The sequence below is a fragment of the Actinocorallia aurantiaca genome, from assembly GCF_039533685.1.
GTDB lineage: Bacteria > Actinomycetota > Actinomycetes > Streptosporangiales > Streptosporangiaceae > Actinocorallia > Actinocorallia aurantiaca.
The window spans coordinates 1-20,491 of the sequence record NZ_BAAATZ010000015.1; the positions used below are offsets into that span (position 1 = coordinate 1).

The 20,491-nt window shown below is 69.9% G+C and carries 21 protein-coding genes; 10 read left to right on the forward strand and 11 right to left on the reverse strand.

Features of this window, described 5'->3' with window-relative positions; translation table 11 throughout:
• On the forward strand, window positions 1–572 hold a 572-nt coding region (locus tag ABD327_RS19290; RefSeq protein WP_344451890.1), incomplete at its 5' end, for a DUF3427 domain-containing protein.
• A gap of 161 nt (window positions 573–733) precedes the next feature.
• On the opposite strand, the gene ABD327_RS19295 is transcribed toward ABD327_RS19290, so the two are convergent.
• Window positions 734–1,225, reverse strand: coding sequence for a metallophosphoesterase family protein (locus ABD327_RS19295; RefSeq protein ID WP_344451891.1), 492 nt, complete (start codon window positions 1,223–1,225; stop codon window positions 734–736).
• A gap of 109 nt (window positions 1,226–1,334) precedes the next feature.
• Between ABD327_RS19295 and ABD327_RS19300 the strand changes: the two genes are divergently transcribed.
• The gene (locus ABD327_RS19300; protein ID WP_344451892.1) at window positions 1,335–1,802 is read left to right on the forward strand and encodes a hypothetical protein; all 468 of its coding nucleotides are present in this window, start codon (window positions 1,335–1,337) and stop codon (window positions 1,800–1,802) included.
• A gap of 24 nt (window positions 1,803–1,826) precedes the next feature.
• On the opposite strand, the gene ABD327_RS19305 is transcribed toward ABD327_RS19300, so the two are convergent.
• Both ABD327_RS19305 and ABD327_RS19310 read right to left on the reverse strand, forming a co-directional pair.
• Entirely contained in the window at window positions 1,827–2,372 is a 546-nt protein-coding gene (locus ABD327_RS19305; RefSeq protein ID WP_344451893.1) for a hypothetical protein, read from the reverse strand.
• Between the two features lie 88 nt (window positions 2,373–2,460).
• Window positions 2,461–2,997, reverse strand: a complete 537-nt coding sequence (locus ABD327_RS19310; RefSeq protein WP_344451894.1) for a VOC family protein — start codon at window positions 2,995–2,997, stop codon at window positions 2,461–2,463.
• Between the two features lie 261 nt (window positions 2,998–3,258).
• On the opposite strand from ABD327_RS19310, the gene ABD327_RS19315 reads away from it, so the two are divergent.
• Both ABD327_RS19315 and ABD327_RS19320 read left to right on the forward strand, forming a co-directional pair.
• A complete protein-coding gene (locus ABD327_RS19315; RefSeq protein WP_344451895.1) occupies window positions 3,259–3,741 on the forward strand; it encodes an NUDIX hydrolase in 483 nt (160 codons plus the stop codon).
• A 438-nt stretch (window positions 3,742–4,179) separates the two neighbouring features.
• Entirely contained in the window at window positions 4,180–4,656 is a 477-nt protein-coding gene (locus tag ABD327_RS19320; protein ID WP_344451897.1) for a hypothetical protein, read from the forward strand.
• A 32-nt stretch (window positions 4,657–4,688) separates the two neighbouring features.
• On the opposite strand, the gene ABD327_RS19325 is transcribed toward ABD327_RS19320, so the two are convergent.
• Window positions 4,689–5,276 (reverse strand): TetR/AcrR family transcriptional regulator, encoded by a 588-nt coding sequence (locus tag ABD327_RS19325; protein WP_344451898.1) that lies wholly within the window; start codon window positions 5,274–5,276, stop codon window positions 4,689–4,691.
• Between the two features lie 139 nt (window positions 5,277–5,415).
• Between ABD327_RS19325 and ABD327_RS19330 the strand changes: the two genes are divergently transcribed.
• On the forward strand, window positions 5,416–6,231 hold the full coding sequence (locus ABD327_RS19330; protein WP_344451899.1) for an SDR family NAD(P)-dependent oxidoreductase: 816 nt from the start codon (window positions 5,416–5,418) through the stop codon (window positions 6,229–6,231).
• Window positions 6,232–6,245: 14 nt separating this feature from the next.
• Here ABD327_RS19330 and ABD327_RS19335 read toward each other — a convergent pair whose 3' ends face one another.
• Entirely contained in the window at window positions 6,246–6,881 is a 636-nt protein-coding gene (locus ABD327_RS19335) for a response regulator transcription factor (protein ID WP_344451900.1), read from the reverse strand.
• Window positions 6,872–8,053, reverse strand: a complete 1,182-nt coding sequence (locus ABD327_RS19340) for a sensor histidine kinase (RefSeq protein WP_344451901.1) — start codon at window positions 8,051–8,053, stop codon at window positions 6,872–6,874. Before ABD327_RS19340 ends, ABD327_RS19335 begins: the two co-directional genes overlap by 10 nt.
• A gap of 134 nt (window positions 8,054–8,187) precedes the next feature.
• Between ABD327_RS19340 and ABD327_RS19345 the strand changes: the two genes are divergently transcribed.
• Complete coding sequence (locus ABD327_RS19345; RefSeq protein ID WP_344451902.1) at window positions 8,188–9,723, forward strand: alpha/beta hydrolase; 1,536 nt, start codon at window positions 8,188–8,190, stop codon at window positions 9,721–9,723.
• An 18-nt stretch (window positions 9,724–9,741) separates the two neighbouring features.
• On the opposite strand, the gene ABD327_RS19350 is transcribed toward ABD327_RS19345, so the two are convergent.
• The gene (locus ABD327_RS19350; RefSeq protein WP_344451904.1) at window positions 9,742–10,608 is read right to left on the reverse strand and encodes a helix-turn-helix transcriptional regulator; all 867 of its coding nucleotides are present in this window, start codon (window positions 10,606–10,608) and stop codon (window positions 9,742–9,744) included.
• 212 nt (window positions 10,609–10,820) lie between these two features.
• Between ABD327_RS19350 and ABD327_RS19355 the strand changes: the two genes are divergently transcribed.
• Window positions 10,821–11,642 carry an SDR family oxidoreductase gene (locus ABD327_RS19355; RefSeq protein WP_344451905.1) on the forward strand — a complete coding sequence of 274 codons (822 nt, stop codon included), beginning with the start codon at window positions 10,821–10,823 and terminating at the stop codon, window positions 11,640–11,642.
• A gap of 124 nt (window positions 11,643–11,766) precedes the next feature.
• Window positions 11,767–12,918: an FAD-dependent monooxygenase gene (locus ABD327_RS19360; protein WP_344451906.1), complete on the forward strand. Its 1,152-nt coding sequence runs from the start codon at window positions 11,767–11,769 to the stop codon at window positions 12,916–12,918.
• Between the two features lie 73 nt (window positions 12,919–12,991).
• On the opposite strand, the gene ABD327_RS19365 is transcribed toward ABD327_RS19360, so the two are convergent.
• From ABD327_RS19365 to ABD327_RS19375, 3 genes are read right to left on the reverse strand one after another with little or no spacing between them, the layout of a single operon-like run.
• The gene (locus ABD327_RS19365; protein ID WP_344451907.1) at window positions 12,992–13,765 is read right to left on the reverse strand and encodes an ABC transporter permease; all 774 of its coding nucleotides are present in this window, start codon (window positions 13,763–13,765) and stop codon (window positions 12,992–12,994) included.
• Window positions 13,762–14,709, reverse strand: coding sequence for an ATP-binding cassette domain-containing protein (locus ABD327_RS19370; protein WP_344451908.1), 948 nt, complete (start codon window positions 14,707–14,709; stop codon window positions 13,762–13,764). Before ABD327_RS19370 ends, ABD327_RS19365 begins: the two co-directional genes overlap by 4 nt.
• Before the next feature lie 33 nt (window positions 14,710–14,742).
• The gene (locus ABD327_RS19375; RefSeq protein WP_344451910.1) at window positions 14,743–15,405 is read right to left on the reverse strand and encodes a DUF4097 family beta strand repeat-containing protein; all 663 of its coding nucleotides are present in this window, start codon (window positions 15,403–15,405) and stop codon (window positions 14,743–14,745) included.
• Window positions 15,406–15,625: 220 nt separating this feature from the next.
• Between ABD327_RS19375 and ABD327_RS19380 the strand changes: the two genes are divergently transcribed.
• Window positions 15,626–16,375 carry a helix-turn-helix domain-containing protein gene (locus ABD327_RS19380; protein WP_344451911.1) on the forward strand — a complete coding sequence of 250 codons (750 nt, stop codon included), beginning with the start codon at window positions 15,626–15,628 and terminating at the stop codon, window positions 16,373–16,375.
• A gap of 67 nt (window positions 16,376–16,442) precedes the next feature.
• Here the strand turns inward: ABD327_RS19380 and ABD327_RS19385 are convergent, their stop codons facing one another.
• On the reverse strand, window positions 16,443–17,021 hold the full coding sequence (locus ABD327_RS19385; protein ID WP_344451912.1) for an MBL fold metallo-hydrolase: 579 nt from the start codon (window positions 17,019–17,021) through the stop codon (window positions 16,443–16,445).
• A 171-nt stretch (window positions 17,022–17,192) separates the two neighbouring features.
• On the opposite strand from ABD327_RS19385, the gene ABD327_RS19390 reads away from it, so the two are divergent.
• Window positions 17,193–20,489, forward strand: coding sequence for an ATP-binding protein (locus ABD327_RS19390; protein WP_344451913.1), 3,297 nt, complete (start codon window positions 17,193–17,195; stop codon window positions 20,487–20,489).
• The last annotated feature ends 2 nt before the right edge of the window (window positions 20,490–20,491 follow it).

Here is a 20,491-nt window from a genome sequence, read left to right on the forward strand (position 1 = left end):
AGAACCTTGCTCAGCTGTGGAAAATCCCTGCTAGGAAGGAAGAGCTACTGGCTATTACGGATGTCCTCTTTGAGAAGATCGGTCGAGTAACGACACATACAATCCCGCAGATCAGCCATATACCTATCCATTTGCATGCTAGATACAGCAAGGATGAGCTTCTCTCCGCATTTGGTATCGAGAAGCCACGCTCTTGGGTGCAAGGCGTCCGGTGGGTAGAGCATGAAAAATCTGACGTCTTCATGGTTACGATAAACAAGTCAGGCAAGGGATTCAAACCCTCAACCATGTACAACGATCGTGCAATCACTCCAACCATTTTCCAATGGGATAGCCAGAACGAGACGCGTGAGAACTCTCGAGATGGCCAGCGTTACATCAATCATGTCCAGCAGGGCTCATCTGTTCACCTCTTCATCAGGGAGAACAAGGCTGGCGCACCTCCCTATCTTTACGCAGGGCCCATGACTTACGTGAAACACGAGGGCGAGAAGCCCATGAAGATCCTTTGGGAGCTAGAGCACGCCCTTCCTGCAGACGTCTTCCACTACGCCAAAGTCACTGCAAGTTAGGAGAGTCGACCTAGCCTGCGCCATCATGACAACCGACCCCACCGCCAACTGGTATGCGGCCTACGGAATCCAGCACATCAACTTCCTTGCCCAACCCGGCCTGCAAAAAGCTGACTGCCTTTGCGTTCGTCGTCCTCGGCACAGCACCGTTTCTCCTCAAGTCAGGTGACAGGGACTATCTCGGCGGTGAGCAGGCGTCCGGCTTCGATCGTGAGGAGGCCGAGGGTGCCGTGCGGTTGGCGGCGCCTGTCAGTGGGTGAGCCAGGGTTGAAAACGCGGAAGTCGCCGTCCGTCTCGTTCCACGGGATATGGGAGTGGCCGAAGACGACCAGGTCCGCGTCGGGAAAGGCACGGCGCAGGCGGGCGAGACGGCCTGTGGCGGCGCCGCTGTCATGGATCATCGCGACACGCAGCCCCTCCAATTCCAGTTCGAGCTGCTCGGGCGCGCCCCAGGCGGCCACGTCGGGGCCGTCGTTGTTGCCCAGGACAGCGTGGACCGGCGCGTAGGCGGCCAGTTCGTCGAGGACATCAGGGGTACAGACGTCTCCGGCGTGCAGGATCACGTCGGCCGTGCGCAGGTGCTCGGCGACCGCGGGCGGGCAGGATCGCCACCGTCGCGGAGCGTGTGTGTCGGAGATCGCGACCACTCTCATCCGTCCGTCCTTCCTTCACCGTGTCCTCCCCATGGGATCACAGGCCGGCTGGACGATCTGGTGCGCGGCCGTGGAAGGAAATGTCAGTCGGTCAAGGCAGACTTGGGCCGTGGACGGCGAATTCTTCGAGCAGGTGCATGAGGTGGTGCGAGGCGCCCTTCCCCGGGCTCTCGGGGAGCCTCGGATCAAGGTGCGGCACAACGGGATCAAGGTCTGGTTCGGTGAGGCCGTCCGGGAGCACTACGAAGCCCAGGTGATCCGTCCGGACGGGGTTCCGGGGGCTGAGCACTTCGCGCTCGAAGTCGGGTTCCACGCCGAACACGGCAAGGCCGAGGAGAACGACGCGGTCCTGGCCAGGTTGCGGTCCGGCGAGCAGACGTGGCGGGCCGAGCTCGGGGACGACCCCGTGGCGGGGGACTTCCTCGGCCACCGGATCTGGCGTCGGCTCTCGGAGACCTGGCCCGATCCCGCGGATTCGGGCTCCGACCTGGCGTTCGAGGTGGGGGTCCGGTTGGCCGACTACATCCGCGTCATCGAGCCTCTCCGCGGCGAAGGAACCGGACGAGGCCGCCGTTGAGAAGATCCTGATCACTGCACCGGCTCAGTGCCGTTCCAGTTCCCGGTAGTGACGTCTGCGGTCGGCGAGGAGTCGAGCGACCTGCTCGTCGGTGGTGCCGTCCATCCGGTGGAGGTATTCGAGCAGGTGATCGCGCTGAGGATGGCCGCTGTCGGCGACGTACCGGAGGACGGGTTCGACGCCCGCGGCGTAGACGATCCGGTGGGGCATGATGCCCCAGGTGTCGAAGCTCCGATAGGCCGCTTCCCACAGGAGCCAGACGTCCTGGACTCGGCGATGTTCGGCGAGCAGGATCGCGGCGCGCTCGATGCTGGAGTTGAAGCCCCAGATGTGCCCGTGCATGTGCGTCTCCTGGACGAGCAGGAAACGCGCGAACTCGATGTCGGCGAGGCCGGGAAGGCGGATCAGGTCATCGAGCACCTGCTGCCGGTCTTCCCACGCCAGATCAACAGGTAGGCCGTCGTCGTGACCGCCTTCGAAGGCGAGCAGGGACCAGAGTTCAGGGTCCTCCAGCCACCATGCCGGCTCGGGAACCGTGCTGGTGGCTGGAGGATGCCGCGGGACGGACATGTGTGCGCTCCGATCAGGTGTACGCACCCAGCTTCGCACCGCGAGTGGCGGGTCGCCGTCAACGGTCAGGCCGTCGGCGCCAGCGGCATCAGGCATGCTCCTCATCGTCGCCAGGACCGGCGCTCGGTGGGGTGATCCCGATGGCTTCCAGGTTCCGCGCCTCCTGGCTGGCCGGATCGAAGGGCTTCGCCGCGGTGAAGATGACCCGTGCGTTCTCGGGGGTGATCACCTCCACATCGCGGGTGTTCCAGGGGGTGTCCCGTGGGCCGTCGACCGAGTCCGGGCGCAGCGCCCGGCAGGCCTCGACGAGGGAGTCGACCTGGCTGAGCACGCCCGAGAAGCTGAAGCTCACCGCCGGTGTCTGCTCCGGAACGCTCTCCGCCTGGACGAGGAGTACGTCCTGGAACGCCCACCGGCGCAGATGCACCAGCGTGCCGGGGACGCCGAACAGCTCGAAGAATCCGAGCCCGCGAGTCCAGAAGTCCACCGACTCCGCCAGATCGCTCGTGGGGATCGTCACGAACGCGGGCATTCCATAGATGCCGCGGAACGGCTCCGGCGGAACCGCGTCCGGGCCGGGATCGGGCACGGGACTGATCTCGAATGCGTTGTAGTAATCGCTCATGCACCCCACCCTCCAGCCTCACGCGACGTGAGGGTCAAACCCTCACGGGGTGGGGCCGAAACCGTCCGAAGCTCGATCAGACTCGTCGATCCGGCTCATGCCCGCCGTCGTGGCCCTTCGGCTCTGGGTCACCGAGTTCGTCGAACTGCACTTCCAGGTGCCGAACTGTAGGCGGTGTCCGCCGAAGCCTCCTGGCGGTCTGCGATTGCGCTGAGACCACGGCTCATGTTGTTCGGGTCTTCTCTGCCGCATCATCGGCATATGGGCGTACAGCGGCGGGACGCGGCGCGGGTCGTTCTGATCGATTCCAGAGGGCGGGTTCTGCTCTTCAAGTATCTGCTTTCCGAGCCGTGGGCCTGCGAGGGCTGGATGCTGCCCGGAGGGCGCATAGAACCGGGTGAATCGCCTGAGGTCACGGCGTCACGCGAGCTGCTGGAGGAGACCGGGCTGACGCCGGACGAGCTGTGGGGGCCCGTTGCGACGAACTCCGGCGAGTGGTCGCTGGCCGCTCGCCGTTTCACCACAGTGAACTGGTTCTACGTCGCCCGAACCACCGTGACCGCGGTCGACCTGACCGGGCAGTCGGCACCGGAACGTCAGAGCCTTCTCGCCCATCGCTGGTGGAGCTCGGCCGAACTGGAGGCCACACAGGACGTCGTGCTGCCGCCACGGCTGGCTCCGCTGCTGCGTGCGGTGCTCGCCGGTGACCTCGATGCCGAACCGCTGACCCTGCCCTGGCGCTGACCGCCGACCAGGCCGGATCAGCAGGAGGAATCGGTGGACGAAGCCGACGCGAGGGCGAGCTCGATCCGGCGCCTTGTGATGTCGACTTGAACGAGCTTCACCGTGAGGACGTCACCGATCTCTACGGTCCTCCCTGCTGGTGCGGCACCGCTCGACCGGAAACGCCCTCGAACAGAACAGCTCGGCCCCAAGCCCTCACGGGACGGGGACGGCGCCGTCTGAATCCTGACCAGCCCGCCGATCCGGCCCGTGCTCGCTGTCGTGGCCCTTTGACTTCGGGCCGCTGGATTCGTCGAACTGCAGGTCTAGGTGTGAGCTGTAGGCGGTGTTCGACGGATTCGCCTGCCGGTCGGCGGTTTCGTCTGCGGTCGCTACCGGGATCCCGCGAAGACCGATGTTCTTGCGCCCGGACCTAAGCGTCAGGGATCATTGACGATTATGAAGTGGAGATTTGCTGACGTCCCCGACCACGAGGGCTTCGCCGCGCCGATGCTTCCCAACGGCGAACTGCTCCTGTCCGCCGGCGCTTTCACCGACGCCTTCATCGGCTGCCAGGCCGCGTGCTCCTGCGGCTGGATCGACCGGCGCCGTTTCCCGGCCACGCCGGAGGGCGCCAAGAACGCGGAGTACCAGTGGCTGAGCAGGCACATCCCTTCGCTGCTCGCCGCCGCACCTCCTAGAGAACTCGTGATCAAGTCGACCCTCCTGTGCGAGCAGACCATGAAGCTCGCCGCCGAGCGTCCCCTCGCCGCCCTCTCCCTGCTCTCCCAAGTCGAGGCGTGGCAGCGAGCCCTGCTCAACCAGGCCGCCGCTCAAGCCCGGGAGATCGGCGCCTCCTGGGCCGAGATAGGAGAGACGATGGGCATCTCCAAGCAGGCCGCTCACGAACGGTTCAAGGCACACGTGAACACATAAGGACAAGGCGATGGAACAACGGGTCGCCCGGGTCAGGTGGTGGCGAAGGCGGAAAAGGCCTGATCCAGCAGGGCGGCCAGGTCCTCTCCCCCGTTGGACGCGGACCAGTGGGTGACGGCGATGCTCAGGCAGTCGAGAGCGGCGGCGGCGCGGACGGCCGCGACCAAAGGATCGGGCCGGGAAGAGCGGTCGGTGAGGACTCGGGTCAGGGCGGGGAGCCAGCTGGCCTGCTTTTCGAGCTGACGGTTGCGGAGGGCGGGGCTCTCCTGGATGAGGCGGGTGATGGCGAGAGAGCCCGACGGGTCGGCGCGGTAGGCGTCGATGAAGGGGTCGAGGCAGCGGCGGAGGGCCGTCCAATCGCCTTCGCCGTAGGGACGGGCGCAAAGGGCGACGGCGGCTTGTGCGCCCAGGTCGTCCATGGCACCGAGGACCGCTTCCTCTTTGCTGCCGAAGTAGCGCAGGAAGGTGCTGCGTGAGACGCCGGCGGCCGCGGCGACGTCGTTGAGCGTCACCTGGTCGAAGCCTTCTCGGCGGAACAGTTCGATGGCGGCCTGCGCGAGTTCGGCCCGGATCGCCGTACGGGCGATGTCTCTGGTCTTGGCGCGGGTCGGGTCTTCCACCGGCAGAGGCTACCAGCGGTGGCATCTGCTCGCGATATTGAAACTGCGTTGCTACTCTGACACCGAGTTTCACCCTAGATATGTCGATCCAGGCAGGGAATGGCATTTCGCCGGGTCTGGACGCGAGAAGGAGACGATGATGTCCACCGCTGAGGTATCGGGTAGATCGCTGGCCGAGCTCGTCTCCCTTCAGGGGCGGCGCGCGGTGGTGACGGGCGGGGCCCGCGGGCTCGGCAGGGCGATCGCGGAGCGGCTGGCGGAGGCGGGCGCCGACCTGCTGATCGGCGACATCGAGGAGGAGCTCGCCGCGTCCACGGCCAAGGAGATCGCGGAACGCCACGGGGTGCGTGCGATCAGCGCCGCCATGGACGTCACCGACGCGGCGTCCGTGAAGTCGGCCGTGGACCGCGCGGTCACCGAGCTGGGCGGCCTGGAGATCTGGGTGAACAACGCGGGTGTCTTCCCGGCCGTCCCGCTGCTGGAGATGAGCGAGGAGACCTGGGACGAGGTCTTCGCGGTGAACGCGCGCGGCACCTTCGTCGGGGCGCGCGAAGCGGCACGGCAGATGGCCGCCGCGGGCAACGGCGGCGTGATCGTGAACGTCGTCTCCACCGCCGGTTTCCGCGGGAGTGCGCCCGGCCTCGCCGCCTACGTCGGCTCCAAGCACGCGGTGCGTGGCCTCACGCGCGAGATGGCGCTCGAACTCGCGCCGCTCGGCGTCCGGGTGCTCGGAGTGGCGCCGAGCTTCGTTCCCACCGAGGGCAACAAGCTGGCCGCGGCTGCCGCCGGATTCGACCTCGACGGTATCCCGCCGACGGACCTCATGTTCGCGGCTCCGATCGGCAGGGCCGGCGTGCCGGATGACATCGCCAGAGTCGTGCTGTTCTGCGCCTCGGACATGGCGGCCTTCATGACGGGCAGCACGCTGCTGGCCGACGGCGGCACCATGGCCTGACCAGGCCCTGCGTGTCAGCGGTTGAGGTAAGCGAGCACGGCCTGAACCCTTCGGTGGCCGCTGTCGGTGGGAGACAGGCCGAGCTTCGCGAAGATGTTGCCGATGTGCTTGTGGACGGCGTTCAGCGTTATCGCCAGCCGGTCGGCGACGGTCGTGTTGTCGTGGCCCTCGGCCATGAGGGCGAGCACCTCCTGCTCTCGAGGGGTCAGCTCGGCGAGAGGGTCGCGGCTGAGGAGGAGCTGGGAGACGACCTGCGGGTCCATCGCGGTGCCGCCCGCGGCGACGCGGCGCAGCGCGTCGGTGAACTCCGCGACCCGCCCCACCCGGTCCTTGAGCAGGTAGCCGATGCCTCCGCGGCCGTCGGAGAGCAGTTCCCTGGCGTACTCCCGCTCCACGTACTGCGACAGCACCAGCACCGGCAGGTCCTGGTGGAGGCTGCGCGCCTGGAGAGCGGCGTGAATCCCCTCGTCCTTGAAGGTCGGTGGGAGCCGCACGTCGACGATCGTCACGTCGGGGCGGTGCTCGGCGACGGCGGCCAGAAAGCCGGGAGCGTCACGGGCGACCGCGGCGACCTCGAAGCCCTTGGCGGCCAGCAGCAGCTCCAGACCGCTGGACAACAGCACGTTGTCCTCGACGATCACTACCCGCACGGCACCTCCACCTCGATCATGGTCGGGCCTCCCTGAGGGCTGGTGATCAGCACGTCGCCGTCCAGGGCGAGGACGCGGCGGCGGATCCCGGCGAGGCCGGTGCCCAGCGTCTCGTCCGCGCCGCCGACCCCGTCGTCCGTGATCTGAAGCGACAATCCCGTGCCGGTCTGCCGGACGCGCACCTCGGCCCGGGTGGCACGGCCGTGCTTTGCCGTGTTGGTGAGGGCTTCGGCGACCACGAAATAGGCGACCGCCTCCACCGCGGCCGGGACCTTTCCCAAATCCTCGACGTGAACCCGGGTCGGCACGCCGCAGCCTGCGGCCAGCGCTGACAACGCTCCGTCCAGGCCGCGGTCGGCCAGGATCGGTGGGTAGGCGGTGCGGAGCACGTTGCGCAGCTCCGTCATCGCCTCCTCGATTCCCTCGTGTGCCTCTCGCATCAGCTCGGTCACGCCCTCTGGGGCTTCGTCGAGTGCGTCACGGGCCACCCCGAGCCGTATCGCGGTCGCCACCAGCCGGGCCTGTACGCCGTCGTGCAGGTCGCGTTCGATCCTGCGCAACTCCGCGGCGTGGGAGTCCAGGGCTCCCGCGCGGGTCCGGGTCAGCACCTCCACCCGCTGGGTGAGCTGCTGGGCCTCCGACAGCGACAGCACCCTCAGGCAGATCCGGGCGTGTGCGCGTGCCAGCGGCGGACCGCCCCACCAGAACAGCGCGGCCAGCACGACGACCTGCAACGGCGCCGCGGTCAGCGCGGTCGCCCAGTCGTCCACCGGGATCTCGCCCTGCAGCGTCGGTATGGCCTCCGCGGGCAGTGCCCACCACAGCGCCATGGCCCACAGCCCCGTGAAGACGTTGCCCAGGCACAACAACGCGGCCAAGCCGAACGGCAACCCCGTGAGCAGGTGCGTCGGCAACCAGAGCAGACCCCGGCGCGTGGCCGGGGCGGTGCGGATCTCCCATCCGTCACGAGGCTCACCGTGCGGAGGCGTGGGACGGGCCGGGACCGGGACGCCGAGCAGCCGACCGGCGCGTCGCCGGTGCCAGTGCGCCCAGGCGCGCGCCTTCGACGGCCAGACGAGCAGCGGCAGCGCGACGAGGGTGGCGACGGCGGTCACCAGACTGACGAGCAGGTAACCCGCACTGCGCCGCGTCTGCGTCCACCGTTCCCGCATGTCCGATCCCCCGGCCTCTGAGATGAATCCCCAGTATCAGGGCGTATCGGCCAGCGGGCACTACAGCGGGCTGTACCTTCGAGCGGCAGCGGACACCATTCTTCTCCGAGACCGCCGAGCCTAGCTTCGCAGTCATGACGACGAGAAAACCTTTCCGGCGGCTGGCGGCGCTCGCCGCGGCACTGGCCATGGCGGCCTCGGGCGCCGCCGCGCTCGCCACCGCGGACGACCCCTCCCCCGGGCTCACCGCCTACTACGACCAGCACGTCACCTGGACCGGTTGCCGGCAGGGATCGGACGACGAGACCGGCGCCGACCTCGACCGGGCCGGTGCCCGGTGCGCCAAGGTCACCGTGCCGCTGGACTACACCCGTCCGGCGGGCCGGACGATCGAGATCGCCGTGTCGCGGCTGCCGGCGGCCGACCCGTCCCGCCGGATCGGGGTGCTGGTGCTCAACCAGGGCGGTCCCGCCGAGCCGACGCTCAGCATGCCGCTGCAGACGCGCGAGTACATGGACGGAACCGCCGCCCGGTACGACCTCGTCGGAGTGGATCCGCGGTTCGTGGGACGCAGCGAGCCGATCGACTGCGGCTGGCCCACCGGCATCTGGATCCGTTCGGCCGGGACCGACCGGGCCGGATTCGATCGCCAGGTCGCCTTCCAGAAGGACCTGGCCGAACGGTGCTCGCGCCGACACGGCGACGTGCTGCCGTACGCCACCACCCGCAACACCGCCCGTGACATGGACGTCGTCCGCGCGGTGCTGGGCGAGCGCCGGATCTCCTACCTCGGGTACTCCTACGGCGCTTACCTCGGCGCCGTGTACACGCAGATGTTCCCGGGACGCACCGACCGGGTCGTCCTCGACAGCGCCGGTGATCCCAGCCGGTACAGCCCCAGGCTGTACCAGGGCGGCGAACCCGCCCTCGAACAGGCATTGGACGCCTGGGCGTCGTGGGCCGCGGCACGACACCGCGACTACGGCCTGGGCGCGACCCGGAACGCCGTGCTCGCCACCGTGCAGCGGATCGTCAAGGCGGCGGCGAAGCGACCGTTGCGCGTCGGTTCGTACGAGCTCGACGAGCACGTGGTGCCGTATCTGATCTCGGGCGGCGTCGGCAGCGACCGTACGGAAGCCCGCGCCGCGTTCTCGGAGACCGTGAAAGTGCTGGACAGAGCGGCGAGACGGATCACCGTCGCACCGCCCGCGCAGTTGGAGGGACGCCTGCGATTCATCCTCGACGGCGCGAGTTCGCAGTACGGCAGCCCGGCGGCCGCGATCATCTGCGGTGACGTCGCCGCCCCGCACGATCCCGAGGTCTACTGGCGCGACATCCAGCACAACCGGGATCGCCACCCGCTCTTCGGGCCGATCGCCGACAACATCTCCCCCTGCGCCTTCTGGCCCGAGCCGCCCCGCGAGTCACCGACCACGATCGCCAACGACGCCGAGGCGCTGATCGTCTCCGCCACCGGCGACACCGCCACCACCTACCGGGGCAGCCGGGCCCTGCACCGGTCGATGACCGGCTCCCGTCTGCTCACCCTGGACGAGACCATCGCCCATGGCGTGTACGGCGAATACGGCGACGCCTGCGTCGACGGGAAGGTGAACGCCTATCTGGAATCCGGAAGACTGCCCAACGGAAACCCGACCTGCCGGAAGTGACGAGAACGCGGGCCTGCGTCAGGGCTCCGGCTCGGCGCCGGATCCGGTGAGGGTCCAGCTCGCGAGGAGGTCCAGGGCCCGTTTCGAGGGGGACCCCGCCTCCGCGGTGTAGACGAACAGGGTCGTGTCGGGATCCCCTGGCGGAGAAAGGGTTTCGTATTCGACGGTCAGTTCGCCGACCAGAGGGTGGCTGAGCCGTTTGGAGCCGTGGGTGCGCTGGTGGACGCGGTGCTGCTCCCACCAGCGGTCGAACTCGGGGCTGTGTTCACGCAGGTCTTCGATGAGGGCGGCCGTGGCCTGGTCGCCGGGGTCGCGGCCGACCTCCAGGCGTAGGCTCTCGACCGCGGCCCGCGCCTGGTCCTCCCAGTCGACGAACAGGGAGCGGGCGGCCTCGTCGAGGAACATCCAGCGCGCGTAGTTGCGGTGCCGGGGAGCCAGTTGCTCGAAGTCGGTGAACAGCGCTTTGGCCATCCGGTTGGCGGCCAGGACGTCGGTGCGGCGGCCCAGGACGAGGACGGGTTCGCCGTCGAGGGCATCGAGGAGCTGGTAGAGGCCGGGGCGCACGCGCTGGACGCCGCGGGGACGCCGCCGGACGGGGGCCGCGGTCACTCCGAAGAGATCCTGCAGGTGGGCGCGGCCCGCGGCGTCCAGGTCGAGGGCTCGGCCGAGGGCTTCGACGACGGAGGGCGAGGGCGTGATGGGGCGTCCCTGCTCAAGGCGGGTGTAGTAGTCGGTCGACACTCCGGCCAGGAGGGCGACCTCCTCGCGGCGCAGGCCCGGCACCCGGCGGACGCGGCCGTCCGGGGGCAGGCCGGCTCGCGAAGGGTCGCACTGGCTGCGGGCCCGCCTCAGGAAATCAGCCAGCTCACGGTTGGTCTCGGCCACACGTACCAGTCTCGCCGATGCCGGGCGTCCCCGCCTGGACCTGTGAGTCCTAGGTTGCCGCGTCCTCGGTCGCGCAGGGCCCGATATGCGCGTCCACGGCGGGGCCCGGTGGAACACGCTGGAGGCATGCCGCCCCGAGGACTGCTCGGGGCGGCCCCGACACCCGAAGGGCGATCATGACTTTTCCGACAGAGCGACCCGCGATCTGGTTCGTGACCGGCACTTCCCGCGGCCTGGGGCTCGAACTGGTCAGGCAACTGCTGGAGCGAGGCGACAACGTCGCCGCGACGACACGCTCGACCGAGCGGCTGCTCTCGGCACTCGGCGACGACACCGACACGTCCCGTCTTCTCCCGCTCGCCGTCGACCTGCGTGACGAGGCGGCCGTCGAGTCGGCCGTGCGCGAGACCACCGAGCGGTTCGGCGGCCTGGACGCCGTCGTCAACAACGCGGGCTACGGGTTCCTCGCCGCGGTGGAGGAGACCGGCGACCGCCAGGTCCGCGACATGCTCGACGTCCAGGTCGTCGGCGTGTGGAACGTGCTCCGCGCCGCCCTGCCCGTCCTCCGCGAGCGGCGCGGCGGCCACATCGTCAACGTGTCGTCCGTCCTGGGCCTGACCGCCGTTCCCGGCTGGGCGCTGTACTGCGCGGGGAAGTTCGCGCTGGAAGGGCTGAGCGAGGCGCTCGCGGCCGAGATGGCGGAATTCGGCGTCAAGGTCACCATCGTCGAGCCCGGCTACTTCCGCACCGACTTCCTCACCGAGGACTCCCTCGTCCTGTCCACCGAGGCCACCCCGCACTACCCGGCCATCCGCGAGATGATCAGTGACCATCTCAAGCTCCAGGACAGCCAGCTCGGCGACCCGGTCAAGGGCGCCGACGCGATCATCAGCCGAGTTCTGGACGGGGACGGCCCGCTGCGCCAGCTGCTCGGCTCGGACGCCCACTCCTACGCCACCGCCAAGGTCGAAACCCTCCGGGCGAACCTCGACGCCACCGCGCTCAGCGCGCCCGCCACCGACTTCCCCGCCTGACGGGGGCCGCTCCCGCACGCGGACGTCTCCTGCACGAGGCCCGGTGGGGGGCGTTCACAGGCCGGGCTTACGGTGGAGAAAACGCGGTGAAGCGACTCTCTGCCTTGGTGAGGTGCTCCTTTTCATGGGTGCGAAGCGTGCTGTCGTGGTCGGGGGCGGGATCGGCGGGTTGACCGCCGCCGCAGCGCTGCGGACGCGGGGCTGGGACGTGGTCGTCTGCGAGCGGGCGGCGAGTCTGGATCCGGTCGGGTCGGGGCTGAGCCTGGGGCCCAACGCGCTGCGGGCGCTCGACACGATCGGGCTCGGGCAGGGCACGCGGGAGCTCGCCGCCATCGACGGGGTGAGCGGGATCCGGCGCTCCGGCGGGCGCTGGCTGGTGCGCGCGGACGTGACGGCGCCGATGCTCGAGAAGTACGGCGACCTGGCCGTCATCGCGCTGCGGGCCGAGCTGGTCGACCTCCTCTTGACCCGGTTGCCCGAAGGAACCGTGAAGACCTCGACGACGGTCTCCGCGGTCGATCCGGTGAGCGGGTCGGTCACCACCTCCGAAGGGGTGCTGGAGGCCGACCTGGTCGTGGCCGCCGACGGGGTGCGTTCGGTCGTCCGGGAAGCCCTGTTCCCCGGGCATCCGGGGGCCCGCTACTCAGGGGCGACAACCTGGCGGTTCGTGGTTCCGGAACCCGGACGCGGCTTCCGGACGACGGAGACCTGGGGACGCGGAGACGTCTTCGGGGTCATGCCGCTGAGCGGAAAGCGGATCTACTGCTACGCGAGCGCGGTGGCACCGGCCGGACAGACCTTCGCGGACGAGCGGGCCGAGCTGCTTCGGCGGTTCGGTGACTGGCACGACCCGATTCCGGAGCTGGTGGCCGCCGCCGACCCCGCGAAGATCCTGCACAACGACGTCTACTGGATCGCCGACCCGCTGCCCGCCTACCACTCCGGACGGGTCGCGATACTCGGAGACGCGGCGCACGCGATGTCCCCGAACCTCGGACAGGGCGCCTGTCAGGCCATCGAAGACGCCGTCGTGCTCGCGTCCCTGGCCGACCGGCCGGACGGGCTCGCCCGCTACACCGCCGCCCGTCTCCCCCGGACGCGGATGGTCGTCCAGAACTCGCACCGGGTCTCCCGGATGGTCGGCCTCCACTCGCCTCTCGCGACCGCCGCCCGCGACGCGTTCATGTGGGGAGTCGGCCGGTTCGGTTCAGCGGCCCTCATCCGGCAGACGGCCCGCGTCTTCGAATGGACTCCGCCACGGCTTTCGGACAGCTGAGAAGCCCCCGAATGCGAACGGGCCGCCAGACCCGTCGAGCGGGGTCTGGCGGCCCTATCCGGCCGGTCCATGGTCACGCCTTGTCGAAGATGTTCTTGGCCCAGAGGTAGGAGACGGCGGCGAGGCCGACGCACCAGGCGAGGGCGATGTAGCCGCTGTTGCCGATCGGGGTGCCGAGGAGGAGGCCGCGGACGGTCTCCATGATCGGGGTGAAGGGCTGGTACTCGGCGAACCAGCGCAGGACGGTCGGCATGGAGTCGGTGGGGACGAAGCCGCTGCCGAGGAAGGGCAGCAGGATCAGGGGCATCGGGGCGTTGCTGGCGGCCTCGGGGGTCGGGGACTTCAGGCCGAGGGCGACCGACAGCCAGGTGATGGCCACGACGAACAGGGTGAGCAGGCCGGTGGCGGCCAGCCATTCGAGGGCGGTGGCGTCCGGGCTGAAACCCATGGCCAGGGCGACGCCGATCAGGACGGCCATACCGAGGAGCTGCTGGATCACGGCGCCGACGACGTGGCCGGTCAGGACCGCCGGCCGCCAGATCCGCATGGTGCGGAAACGGGCGATGATCCCTTCGTTCATGTCGGTGGCGACCATGACCGCGGTTCCGGTCGCGGCGGTCGCCACGGCCATGAGCAGGATGCCCGGGACGACGTAGTTGACGTAGACGTCGCGGCCTCCGCCCAGGCCGGCGCCGAGGGTGCCGCCGAAGACGTAGACGAACACCAGCAGGAGGATGACGGGCGTGATGACCAGCTGGATGGTCATCGACGGGTAGCGGATCAGGCCCTTGAGCTGGCGCCGGATCATGGTGGAGGAGTCGCGGGCGGCGAGGGTGAGGGTGCTCATCGGTTGATCTCCTGCTTCTGGCCGGTGAGGGTGAGGAAGACGTCGTCGAGGTCGGGGGTGTGGATGCCGAGGTCGGCCGGTTCGACGCCCGCCGCGTCCAGCCGGGCGAGCAGTTCGCGCAGTGACGCGACACCGCCGTCGGAGGGGACCTGCAGCGTGAGCCGGTCGTCGTCGGACGGGTCCACGAAGCCCCGGCCGAGCGCGTCGAGTGCGTCCCTGAGCGCGTCGTCGTCGGCGAACCGCAGCGACACGTGGCCGCCGGGGATGAGCCGCTTGAGCTCTTCGGCGGTGCCCTCGGCGATCAGCAGTCCGTGGTCGAGGAGGGCGATGCGGTCGGCGAGCTGATCGGCCTCCTCCAGGTACTGGGTGGTGAGGAAGATGGTGACGCCGCCCGCGACGAGCTCACGGACGATCTGCCACATTCCGCGGCGGCTGCGCGGGTCGAGGCCGGTGGTGGGCTCGTCCAGGAAGATCAGGCGGGGGTCGCCGACCAGGGTCATCGCCAGGTCGAGCCGGCGCTGCATGCCGCCGGAGTAGGTCGCGGCGGTCTTGCCCGCCGCCTCGACCAGGTCGAAGCGCTCCAGCAGCTCGGCGGCCTTGCGCTTGCCGTCGGCACGGGACAGGTGGTGCAGGTCGGCCATGAGGAGCAGGTTCTCCTCGCCGGTGAGCAGCTTGTCGACGGCCGAGTACTGGCCGGTGACGCCGATCGCGCCGCGCACGTCGTCCGGCTTGCGGGCCAGGTCGAACCCCGCGACCTGGACGGTGCCGCCGTCGGCCGGGATCAGGGTGGACAGGATCTGGACGGTGGTGGTCTTCCCCGCCCCGTTCGGGCCGAGCAGGGAGAAGATCGTTCCTTCGGGGACCGTCAGGTCGATGCCGTCGAGCACCACCTTGTCGCCGTAGGACTTGCGCAGACCGTTCGCTGAGATGGCCGGGTTCGTCATGATGCTGCTCCTCGGGGGGTCGGAGGTCGCGGGTCAGAGGCTGCGGGCGGTGATGTCGCCCTGAATGGTGGTGGCGTGGATGTCGAGCTGGGCGGTGCCGTCGTTCTTGAGGCCGTTGCTGATGCGGCCGGAGGAGGTGCCGGCGTCCAGGGAGGCCGAGACGCCGGGAGCGGCGCCGACCGAGATGTCGCCGGACTGGGTGCGGAGCACGACCTTGCCGCGCACGGCCTCGGCGATCCGGACGGCTCCCCTCATGGTGCTGATCTCCGCGGGGCCGCCCAGACGGCCGACCTCGACGTCTCCGTCGGTCGCGGTGAGGCGGACGCTCGCGGCCTCGTCGATCTTGATCTGGCGGTAGGCGCCGTCGAAGACGATGTCGCCGAGGCGGCCGACGACCCGGAACTCGGTGGCGGCGGCCTTCCCCTCGACCCGGGATCCGGAGGGCAGCTGGACCGTCACCTCGATGGATCCCGAGGGGCCGAGGAGGTCGTTCTTCACCGGGACCTCGATCCGCAGGACTCCGTCGGCGTACTCGACCCTGGTCCGCTCCGCCGTCTTCACGTCGCGTCCCTTCGAGGCGTCCGCGGGCAGGACCTCCACCACGGTGTCAGCGCGGTCTGCGGCGATGAGCTGCACGCGTCCGGCGGGGATGTCGAGGACGGCGGCGATCGGGGCGGGGGTGTCGAACTTCTGCATCGTGCTCTCCTGCGGCTCGTTGTTTCCGATGTTGGAAAAGCTACGTTGCGTTCACAGATTCTTCAAGTAGATCGTTGCCTTGAGGTTGCATACATGCAGCTAGAAAGCATAAAATCATTGCAATAGATCAAGAATAAATGCAACACAAAGAGCCCGATCGTTGCAATGGTGGAGAGTGAACGCTATGCTCGGAGCATCACGGAGCACAAAGGAGAACACGATGCCGGGAGGCAGGCTCACCCAGCAGGAACGCCAGCAGATCGCCTCGGGACTGGCGGACGGCCTCGCCTACGCGGAGATCGCCAGACGTCTCGACCGTCCGACCTCGACGGTCACACGCGAGGTGACGCGCAACGGCGGCCCCACCGGCTACCGCGCCGATCTGGCCCATCGCGCCACCGAACGCCGCACCCACCGGCGCAGGCCCGCCTCGTCCCGGGAGTCGGAGTCGGCCCCCCAGCCGCACGGACGCGACGCCGAGGCCGTCCGCGAGTACGAGGAGACGTTCACCACCGTCATGATGGCCTCGGGCCTGCCCAAGATGATGTCGCGGGTACTGGCCAGCCTCTACACCACCGACGCCGGCAGCCTCACCGCGTCCGAACTCGCCCAGCGCCTCCAGGTCAGCCCGGCGTCCGTCTCCAAGGCGATCACGTTCCTGGAGAGCCAGGACCTCGTCCGCCGGGTACGCGACGAACGCCGCCGCGAACGCTACGTCGTCGACAACGACCTCTGGCACCAGTCGACGATCGCCAGCTCCCAGGCCCTCGTCCAGCTCGCCGAGATCGCCCGGCAGGGTGTCGGCGTCCTCGGCCGCGACACCCAGGCCGCCGGCCGCCTCGAGGTCATCGCCCGCTACCTCGACTTCGTCGCCGAAAGGTTCACCCACGCCGCAGAACAGGCCCGCGAGATCCTCTACACCCAGCCCGGGGAGACCCACGACGGCGAGACCGGCGACCGCCCGGGGTGACGGACCCTCCTCGGCCGGCCGGGCCGCCGCATGACAACGAAGGCGCCGTCCTGGGCGGACGGTCGGCTCAGCGGGGAGTCGAAGAGACCGGGCGGAAAGGCGCGCCGTGCCCCGGGACGATCGACGCGGCGAACTCGAGAACGCGCTCCCGCTGCTTCCGCAGCTCCCCGCGGTCGACCGCGTAGGGGTCGTCCGCGGGGCCCTCGGCCGTCCACCAGAGGTGCGTCAACGCCGCGACGCCGTCGGACGTGCCGACCAGCGTCGTGATGTCCTGCGGCGTGTGGCCGGGAGTGGCGAGCAGCCGCACGCTCGGCGTGAGCTGGACGCCCTCGGCGGGGCGGCCGGTGAAGACGTCGCCTTCGATGACGGACTGGAAGTCGTGCACGGGGACCACCGGGAACAGCGCGATGTTGACGGTGTGGTCGAGGTGGTGGTGGCTGACGACGACGTCGGTGACGTCCTCGGGCCGGACACCGAGCTCGCGCAGCGGGCGGAGGATGAGCTCGCGGTCCGCGACCATCCCGGGATCCACGATGACGACCCGGTCCGCGTCGCGGATCAGGCTCACCGTCCCGGCCACGTGCGGGATGCGTACATAGCCTTCGACGAGGACGTCGAGGCGGGCGGTGGAGGCGAGATCCATCATGCGGTGCTCCTTACCCACTCGCACGAAGCGTCACTCAGCCATGACAGAACGTCACCTGAACCTTCCCCACGCCTGCGGTCCGGCCGCATCGGGGTGTCGGCTCCGTCGGTCCGAAAGCCCGGCCTGTGGACGGGCTGCGAGGGCGCGGCGGTGAGCGGGGACAATGGGTGGATGCGCTACCGCGTCCTCGGCACGACCCAGGCCATCCGTGAGGACGGCTCGTCCGTCCCCCTTGGCGGGGCGCCGCGGCGTGCGCTGCTCACCGCGCTCGCGCTGGAGCCCGGGCGGATGTGGAGTGCCTCGGGGCTGGCGGGCGAGGTGTGGGGGGACGAAGCGCCCGCCGATGCGATCGTGGCTCTGCGGACGCTCGTCGGGCGGCTGCAGAGAGGGCTCGGGCGGGACGCCATCCGGGCGGACGACGGCGGTTACGGGCTCGTCGCCGATCCCGACGACATCGACGCGTACCGCTTCGAGCGGCTGGCCGACGAAGGGGCCCGCGCCCTCGCGGGCGGCGACGCGGAGCACGCCTTCGTTCTACTGGACGAGGCTCTGGCGCTGTGGCGCGGGCCCGCCCTGGTCGACCTGCCGGACGGGGCGGGGTGGAGCGCGCGCTGGGACGCCCGCCGGTCGGCCGCCCTCCGAACCCGGTTGACGGCCGGGCTCGCCCTCGGCCGCGCCGAGGAGCTCCTCCCCGAATTGACCGTGCTGTGCGCCGAGCACCCCCTGGACGAGCCCCTGCACATCCTGCGGCTGCGGGCGCTGCGCGACGTGGGACGGCCCGCGCAGGCGCTGGCGGCGTACGACTCCGTACGGCGTGCCCTCGCCGTCCGGCTGGGCACCCTCCCCGGTCCCGAACTGCGCGCCCTGCACGCGAAGCTGCTGCGACCCCAGCTCGAACCCGAAGCCCCGCCCAGGCCGGAGCCCCTCTCGCAGCCCGGGAACCTCCGCGCCCCTCTCACCGGCTTCGTCGGCCGCGAAGACGACCTCTCCGCCGTCCGGGACGGGCTGGCCCGGCACCGGCTGGTCACCCTCACCGGCGAGGGCGGGGTCGGCAAGACCCGGCTGTCCCTGGAGGTCGCGGCGGCGGAATCGGCCGCCAGGAGCTGGCCCGACGGCGTCTGGACCGTCGAGCTCGCCCCGGTAGAGGCGTACGCCGACACGGTGACCGTGGCGGCGGCCATGGTCACCGCGCTCGGGGCACGGGACACCGCACTCGGAGCACGGGACACCGTGCTGCTCAGCACGAGACCCGAAGAGCTGCGGGCCTCGACCGCGCGGGTCGGTGACGACCCGCGCGTCCGGCTCGCCGAGCACTGCGCCCACCGGCGGATGCTGCTCGTCCTCGACAACTGCGAACACGTCGTCGACTCCGTGGCCGAACTCGTCGTCTGGCTGCTCGCCCGCTGCCCGGGGCTGCGCGTTCTGACCACCAGCCGGGAGCCGCTGGACGTCCAGAACGAAGCGCTGTACTCCGTGGAGCCGCTGCACGGCCCGGCGGCCCTGCGGCTCCTCGCCGAGCGGGGCGCCGCCGCGCGGGCCGGATTCCGCACCGAAGAGGGCCCGGCGGCCTGCGCCGAGATCTGCCGCCGCCTCGACGGGCTGCCGCTCGCCATCGAACTGGCCGCCGCCCGGCTGCGGCTGCTCACCGCACGCCAGATCGCCGACCGCCTCGACGACCGGTTCCGGATGCTCAACGGCGGCAGCAGAGACGTGCTGTCACGCCGGCGAACACTGCGCGCGATCATCGACTGGTCCTGGGACCTCCTCCACCCGAAGGAACGGACCGTGCTGACCACGCTGTCCGTCTTCGCGGGCGGCTGCGACCTGGAAGCCGCCGAAGAGATCTGCGGTTCCGGAGTCCTGGAGGTGCTCGAGTCCCTCGTGGACAAGTCGTTCGTCGTCGCCGTGCCCGACAGCCCCGGCGGGCAGACGCGCTACCGCCTCCTCGAAACCGTCTCCGAGTACGCGGGAGAACGGCTCGACGAGTCCGGCGAGCGGGAGTCCGTCGAGCGCCGTCACCTCGTCCACTTCCGCGAACTGGCGCGCAACACCGACCCGCTCCTGCGCGGGCCGCGCCAGCTCATCGCCTTGGAGCGGCTCGAAACCGAGTACGAGAACCTGCGGGCGGCGCTGCGCCGGGCGATCGCGCTGCGCGACGAGCAGGAGGCGCTGTGCCTGGTCGGCTCCCTCTGCTGGTACTGGTCGCTGCGCAAGTACAAGACGGACGCCCGCACCTTCTCCGCCGCGACCTTCGCCCTGGGGCCCGGCTTCCTCCCGAAACCCGTGCAACCGGGACCGCCGCTCTACGAGAGCTACACCGGCAGCCCGCCCCCGTGGGAACCGGAACTGCTGGAGGAGGCGCGGCGCGGGGCCCGCCTCATCCACCTGGCCAACAGCAACGACGAACACTCCCCGTGGACGGCCGACGCGACCGGCCCGACCCTGCGCGGGATCACCAACGTCTACCGGCCGGGGCTTCCCCAGGTGTGCCGGATTCCGGGATTCCTCTGGTTCTACGCCCTGCTGCTGGCCGGAGACAGGCAACGGCTGGACGAAGCCGTCGACGCCGCCGTGCGCACCTGCCGCGAACTGGACTACGGCTGGGAGCTCGGGCTGCTGCTCCAACAGCGCGGCAACATGCTGGCCGCCGACCCGGAGACCTACCGCGAGTCGCGGCGGGACGCCGACGAGAGCCTGGAGCTCTTCCGGAGCGCCGGCGACTCCTGGGGGACGGCCACCGCCCTGTCCTGCCGGGCCGAAGCCGAGGAGAACCACGGCGAGTACCGTGCCGCGGCCGCGGACTACCTCGAGGCGATACGCGAGGTGGAACTGCTCGGCGCCTGGGCCCAGGTGGGGCCGCTCCGCGCCGGCCTGGGCATGGTCCTCGCGGAACTCGGCGAATGGGAGACGGCGGAACGCCTCCTCCACGAAGCCCTGAAAGAGACCCGCAGGCACGGCTTCACCGAGACCATCCCCCACACCCGGACGCGTCTCGCCCAGCTCCTCGGCAGAACGGGGCGGATCGGCGAGGCGCGCGGCCAACTCGACGCGGCCCGCAGGGAGTTCGCGGGCGGAGTGCCCCCGCTCTTCGAAGGCACCGTGCTGAGCGTCGGATCATGGCTGGACAACCTCGACGGCCGGTACGACGCCGCCTTGGAGAAGGCCAGGGCGGCGATGGCAGGACCGGGCGACCCGCGAGCCTTCCCGCACCTGCCCGTCACCCGCCTGGTGAACGCCGCCCGAGCCCTGGCCGGACTCGGCGGTGCCGAACGAGCCACGACCGCAGCCCGACTGCTCGGCACGTACGATGCGCTACTGCCGTCCGGCTACTTCCCCTCGACCATCGAACGTGAGACCAAAGCGGCCGCCGAACGGGGCGCCCGGGACGTCCTCGGCGACGCCGCGTACGAGGACGCCCACGCCGAGGGCGGCGCCCTCACCGTCGAGGAGGCCACCGCCCTGGTCTGAAC